General features: G+C 53.5%; 5 protein-coding genes. 3 read left to right on the top strand and 2 right to left on the bottom strand.

The genetic code is table 11. From position 1 onward, the window contains the following. Window positions 1–102 precede the first annotated feature (102 nt). Window positions 103–1,320 (bottom strand): hypothetical protein, encoded by a 1,218-nt coding sequence (locus KA369_22825; GenBank protein MBP7738823.1) that lies wholly within the window; start codon window positions 1,318–1,320, stop codon window positions 103–105. A 435-nt stretch (window positions 1,321–1,755) separates the two neighbouring features. Here KA369_22825 and KA369_22820 point away from each other — a divergent pair, with 435 nt between their 5' ends. Further along, the gene (locus tag KA369_22820; protein MBP7738822.1) at window positions 1,756–3,888 is read left to right on the top strand and encodes a beta-propeller fold lactonase family protein; all 2,133 of its coding nucleotides are present in this window, start codon (window positions 1,756–1,758) and stop codon (window positions 3,886–3,888) included. A 769-nt stretch (window positions 3,889–4,657) separates the two neighbouring features. Then, window positions 4,658–5,080, top strand: coding sequence for a rhodanese-like domain-containing protein (locus tag KA369_22815; protein ID MBP7738821.1), 423 nt, complete (start codon window positions 4,658–4,660; stop codon window positions 5,078–5,080). A 101-nt stretch (window positions 5,081–5,181) separates the two neighbouring features. Here the strand turns inward: KA369_22815 and acpS are convergent, their stop codons facing one another. Continuing rightward, complete coding sequence (gene acpS / locus KA369_22810; protein MBP7738820.1) at window positions 5,182–5,589, bottom strand: holo-ACP synthase; 408 nt, start codon at window positions 5,587–5,589, stop codon at window positions 5,182–5,184. Window positions 5,590–5,884: 295 nt separating this feature from the next. Here acpS and KA369_22805 point away from each other — a divergent pair, with 295 nt between their 5' ends. Continuing rightward, window positions 5,885–6,349, top strand: a complete 465-nt coding sequence (locus KA369_22805; GenBank protein ID MBP7738819.1) for a redoxin domain-containing protein — start codon at window positions 5,885–5,887, stop codon at window positions 6,347–6,349. The last annotated feature ends 119 nt before the right edge of the window (window positions 6,350–6,468 follow it).

The following is a 6,468-nucleotide window of genomic DNA, read 5'->3' as shown; positions in this document are numbered from 1 at the left end:
ATCATTCTAATTTTTTGATCCATAGGTTTCTCCATTCTCCAGGGCATGGTTTTCCTCCATGTCCCTAATATAATGTGTAACCTATGTGCCCGGTTTATTCTGTTACCTATCTGTCCGGTTTATACAAAGCTCGATCCGGTTGCCTATGCCAAGCTTGGCGTAAATGCTCGTCACGTGGGTCTCCACGGTCCGCTCCGTCACGTTGAGAAATCGGGCGATTTCCCGGTTTGACTTCCCCGTTGCCTGCTGTCGTATGACATCTAGCTCCCGGGAGGTTATTCCGTGAAGGGTTTTCAGATGGTGGAGATCCTTTACCCTCGAAACAATTATCAGGTACCCCGATACGTCTTTAAAAGCATCGACCACCTTTTTTACCTTCAGATCCACGGGAATTTTTCTCTCCCCGGCATTGTCCTGCAGGACGTTCACCCGCGCCCTGAATGAATCGGATTCCGATTGCATCAATTTCAAAAAATCGGCCCTGAGGGCCCGCTTTTCAACGACGGTATCCATCCAGCCGGGCTGAGTCTCCGGACTGCTGTTAACCAGTGATAATACAGACCGGTTTCTGAAAATGACCCTGAAATTCCGGTCGAGAAGGATGATCCCCTCTTCGATGTTTTCAATTATGTCCCCGCTAATAAAATCGGGCGTAATGGTAATGAACCGGTATTTTTTAATGGTGTACAGCAGCGCCCCCATCCAGATGAGCAGCCAGAAGGGAATGATATTATTGGTGCCCCTGAAGCCGAAATAATAATCGCCGATCCAGGAAAAGAGGGGCAGGACGAATCCGCTCGTGCAGAGTATGAGCGCCTGCATCCTGCTCTTGCGGGTTTTCTGCCGGAAATGATAAACCGTCAGCAAGACGATTGAGGCGATATTATAAAGGGTCGTCTGGATTTCCATGTACAGGAACCAGAAGCCGCCGGGGAAATCGCGGATGACGGCATTATCCACGACGCTTTTATACACGCCGATCAGGGGCGGCAGCAGGAGCGCGCAGGACAGAAGGGTTGCCATTCTTTTGTCGCGGATAAAGCCCGTGTACCGGATCCAGAACAATAGAAGGAAGGCCAGGACCAGAAGCCCCGAGATGGTGAATCTCTGCCACAGGTCCCTCGTTTCAGCGTCGGCGCTCAGAAAATACATCACGTAGGAGAAGCTCCAGATTGAAGAGAGCGCGCACACATACACAAGGGGCCGAAAGCGCCGGTCTTTCGCCGCCGTGGGCAGCAGGTAAAATCCGAAATATACGTATGATATGGCGCACATGCCGGCAAGGACCGCCGGAAGGCCGAAGTTGAAATAGTTGCTCATACTCAAGGTTCCCATTTAAAAAAATGATCTGCCGCAATTTTTACTCTTTTCATGGAGCAATCGATAATTGAACACAAATCCGACACTGTCAATAAATAAAATCTATTTGACAACCCGGCACCCGTTGAATCCAAAGTACAGGAACAGGAAAAACTGGCCGGCTACGGGTTTTCCACGATGCCGACCGGATTGCATAACTGTATATTTACATAAATTGAATCGCCTCAAGGAGAGCCTGCTAAAGCCAAAGTATGCCCAGCCTTCTTTTTACGGCGCCGCCATCGGCGGCGTCCGCAGGATAAAGAAAAGACATGCCATAAAAGGTCCGCCGCCGAGTTCATGGATTACCGGCGGGGCTCTGCGGGCCTATGCCGCATGTCTGAAAGTGGTATGATTAGTAAACAAATATGGAAAATGTATAACCGGAGGTCTTTCATGAAACGTAGAAGCCGCAGTGCGTCGATAGTTATCGGCGCCATCCTTACCATAGCCCTGTCTCTCGGCAATGGCTGCACAGAGAAAAGCAGCGACAAGTCAGGCCTGATGGCCCTTCTGTGGCTCCTGGGCTCGGGCTCGGTAAAGCCCCGCTTCGCCTATGTGACCAACAACTCGGACGGTACGGTATCCATGTACACCGTGAACGCTGAAACGGGGCAGCTGCGCCATAACGGCTACGCCCTCACCGGAACGGCCCCCTTCTGCATCGTCATAAGCCCTGACAAGGCCTTTGCCTATGTCCCGAATTATTTATCGAACAACATTTCCATTTATGCCATAAACCAGGAGAACGGCAGGCTGACTGAGACCGCGGGCTCCCTCGCAGCCGCCGGTTCCCAGCCCGTGGCAATGGCATTCCATCCCTCGGGGAATTTCGCCTATGTGGCGAATTTGACTCCCCACACGATCAGGGTCTATACCGTGAACAAGACCACCGGCGCCCTCACCTACGTGAATACGACCACCGACGCCGGCACCCAGACCAGCTCGGTCACGGTCAGCCCTGACGGCGCCTTCGCCTACACGACCAATTCCGGCTCCGGTGACATATCCGTGTACGCCATCAACCAGGCCAACGGGACCCTGACCCCGGTGGGCTCCACCGTGGCCGCGGGCACCAATCCCCGCCTCATGGCGATCCATCCGTCCGGCTCTTTTGCCTATGTCGCCAATAACGGCTCGGACAATGTCTCGATGTACGCGGTGAATAAAAGCGCCGGGACGTTGACCCCCCTCGCGGGATCGCCGATTGACGCCGGTGACGGTCCCAACGGCCTCGCCTTTGATCCTTCCGGGGCCTATGTGTACGTCGCGAACGCGAACAACGACAGGGTTACCATTTACACTGTAAATCAGAGCACCGGCGCCCTGACTTTGGTGAACCAGCCGGACACCGGGGACAAACCAAATTGGATTGCCGCGGACCCTTCGGGCAAGTTCGTGTACACGGCCAATACCGACGCCAACACCATTTCAATTCATACAAGAAATGCCGCTACCGGCGAGCTGACCCTGACCGGCACCGTGTCGGCCCGGTCAGGACCGGCAGGGATGATCATGGTGGGCGGAACCAGCGCCGTGGAATACGTGCCGAAGTTTGCCTATGCTGCGAATACTAATTCTGATACTATATCAGTCTATACGATAAACCAGTCAACCGGGTTACTAACTGCCGGCACAGCCGTGGCCGCCGGGGATGCACCATATTCAGTCACGGTTGATCCGTTGGGGAGATTCGCCTATGCGGTTAATTATAATACTGGTACTGTATCAGTCTATACTATAAACCAATCAACAGGGGCATTGACTGCCGGCACAGCCCTGCCCGCCGGGACTAATCCATTTTCAGTCACCGTGGATCCCTCCGGGAGATTCGCTTATGTGGGTAATACTAATTTGGGTTCTGGTACTGTATCAGTATATACGATAAACCAGTCAACAGGGGCATTGACTGCGGGTACAGCTGTGGCCGCCGGGAAATATCCATGTTCAGTCACGGTTGATCCCTCCGGGAGATTCGCCTATACGGCTAACTATTATGATGATACCATATCAGTCTATACGATAAATCAATCAACAGGGGCATTGTCTGCCGGCACAGCCGTGAGCACAGAGGATGAACCATGGTCAGTCACAGTTGATCCGTCGGGGAGATTCGCCTATGCGGCTAATAGTAATTCTGATACCATATCAGTCTATACTATAGACCAGTTAACAGGGGCGTTGACTGCCGGCACAGCCGTGGCCGCCGGGGATGGACCAGGTTCAGTTACGGTTGATCCTTCGGGGAAATTCGCCTATGCGGTTAACTGTACTGATGATACAATATCAATCTATACGATAAACCAATCAACAGGTGCATTGACTGCGGAGACGGCCGTGACCCCCGGGAAAGCTCCACATTCAATCACCGTCGATCAGCCGGGGAAATTCGCTTATACGGCTAATTATAGTTCTGATACTATATCAGTCTATACCATAGACCAATCAACAGGGGCATTGTCTGCCGGCACAGCCGTGGCCGCCGGGGATATGCCAAGATCAATTATCACCACCGGGATTATCCGGTAGGCATGGTGCGGCGGCCTGCTGCGGAGGCCGCCAGGGCAATATTGAATCCATATTCAGAATAAAAAAAAGACGGACTAAAATCTTGAAATAGTTAATAAAACCCGCTCATAAAGAGGTTACGATGATGAATCTGACGGAACATGCAAAACTGAAAAACAGGCCCGCCTGCGCCGCGGTGCTGCTTGTCGCCGCCTTCTGCGCCGGCTGCGTCGGAAGGACGGTCAATTCGGTGAATTCCGTTTAACAGGGCTCCACAAAGCTGAAGCCCTTCAATTTTACCGCCTTTGCCAATGACATGGGGAAAAAGCACACAGTAAGTGTATTTCATGATTTTATACTCCTGACCCTGACCCCGAGCAGCGGACGGATCGTGTGGGAGGATTACTACCTCAGGCAGAAGCACGTGGCGACCTACTCCGGCGCGTCCCGGTTCATACTTTCGGGCCATCGCCGTCAAGGCGGCTGGCGCCGGCCGTTCCGTGACAATGCTTAGCAGTTTGCTGAAAAACAGCAAACTGCTAAACGATACATGGATGTATCGCCATTTTTCGAGGCATTGGCCGAGAAAAATGTGAGGTTGTACGAATTCACTTCGTAAAACCGACCCTAAAAAACTCCAAGGAGGGAGTTTTTTAGGAAACTGTTCGAGACAAATACCGTACCTTGTCACCGCCTTGCCGTACCATACCTCCCGAATTGGCGCGCGGCGCCTTGACGATCCCATAATATTTTAGTATATTAGAATAATCTTAAAAACAAGGATATCATCATGAAAAATAAACTATATACACTAACATCTATCATCGGGACAGCAGCCATGCTCTTCGGCGGCGCCGGTCTTTCAGCCGGTGAAGCCGCAACGATACGGCAGATAGGACCCAATGAGGCTTCCGAGCTGATCCGGTCCAATGCCGGCAACAGGAACTTCGTTATCCTGGACATACGCACCCCGGGCGAATACCGTGAGGGACATATTGCGAACTCGGTGCTCCTCGATTATCATTCACCCGATTTTCGGGAAGGCCTCAAGGCCCTGGACAGGAACAGGACCTATTTTGTCTACTGCCGCAGCGGCAACCGCACCGGCAGGGCTGTCGATATCATGAAGGACCTGGGATTTACGCGTATCTATGAGCTCCGGGGCGGCATACGGTCCTGGCTCTCTTCAGGACTGACCCTGCAGGTGAGATAGGAACAAAGCGGCACGGTGGCGGTTATTGGGGAGGCGGCAATTATTTAGAAGATGATTCGCCGCAATAGGAGGCTTGGAGCGGAAGGTCAGAGGATAAGCCGTCATATCCAGGAGGATTTGCTTTTCTCGACGATCCGCTCTATGATAACGAAGGCCACGGCGTGGTCCGCATTGTGGCTTATGGACAGGTGATACGCGTAGGATTCCCTGAGGTCCTTGTTCCGGGCCAGCCTTTCGATATTCTCGAAGAAGGGCCTGCCGTTGGCATCGTTAAGGATCGTCACCGAGGCGAAGCTGAAGCCCCGGTGTCCCAGCGCCTTGGCGAGGGCCTCCTTTGCGGCGTACCGGCCGGCCATGAAGGTCTCGGGGCTCTCATCGGGCAATACGGCTATTTCATCGGGAGAGAGGTTTTTCCGGTTGAAGCTCTCCCGCTGATCGGCGCTCATGCGCCGCAGCCGCCACACATCCACGATGTCGGTGCCGATGCCGACGATATGGCCCTGTTCCATCCGACTATCCTCCCCGCGCCGCGCCTGCCCTATGGACCGGCGGCGTGGGATCTTACCATTTTTTTAATCAGGTTTCGCAGGGGCGGTGTCCTGTCAATAACATTAAGGTCCCGGCCCCGCTTTTAGCGGGTCTGAAGCGTCTTACAAGTAAAGCAAGGTGGCGGCCCGTCAATCTTCTGCTCCGGCATCATTACTGCTTGACTTGTCAGCGGAGCGGTTGTACACTATTGATAGCTTTACGAAACAGGATCCGATCAGATCATCCATTCCATGGGAGGACGCGTCTATGAGCGATATGGAGCGATTCGAGCCGCAACCGTCGCCGGATTTCGAGCTGGCGGACAGCCATGGCGTCATGAGGAGACTTTCCGACTACAAGGGAAAGGTCGTCGTCCTCGTGTTCAACCGGGGTTTTGCCTGACCCTATTGCCGCAGGCACATGGCGCAGTTGCGCCGGGAACACGATGAGTTCGTCAAGAGGGGCGCCGAGGTCATCGCCATCGGCCCGGAAAGCGCCCGGGCCTTCGCGGAATGGTGGGAGGAGCACGACATGCCCTTCACGGGCCTGGCGGACCCGGACCACAGCGTATCAAAGCTGTACGGACAGCAGGTAAAGATCCTCAAGCTCGGCCGGATGCCCGCCCAGCTAATTATCGATAAAAAGGGGATGATCCGCTACAAGCATTACGGAAATTCAATGTCAGACATTCCCGAAAACAGCGACATCCTCGCCGCGGTTGACGAATTGAATAATGAATAATTGGCCATCCCGTGAAGGCGAGGATACGCATCCCCGCCTTCACGGGATTTCTCCTTGACTTTTACAAATTCTTCCCTTCACATTGCGACTACGCGTCGGCGTGGTCGGCGCGGACACAA

This window comes from Spirochaetota bacterium, from assembly GCA_017999915.1.
GTDB lineage: Bacteria > Spirochaetota > UBA4802 > UBA4802 > UBA5550 > RBG-16-49-21.
Note: the sequence above shows the minus strand (reverse complement) of the source record. Positions and strands in the feature narration are given on the sequence as shown.

What these genes read in the sequence shown, in the direction of transcription:
- KA369_22825 (MBP7738823.1), bottom strand. Translation starts at nt 1,320, where the DNA reads ATGAGCAACTATTTCAACTTCGGCCTTCCGGCGGTCCTTGCCGGCATG.
- KA369_22820 (MBP7738822.1), top strand. Translation starts at nt 1,756, where the DNA reads ATGAAACGTAGAAGCCGCAGTGCGTCGATAGTTATCGGCGCCATCCTT.
- KA369_22815 (MBP7738821.1), top strand. Translation starts at nt 4,658, where the DNA reads ATGAAAAATAAACTATATACACTAACATCTATCATCGGGACAGCAGCC.
- acpS (MBP7738820.1), bottom strand. Translation starts at nt 5,589, where the DNA reads ATGGAACAGGGCCATATCGTCGGCATCGGCACCGACATCGTGGATGTG.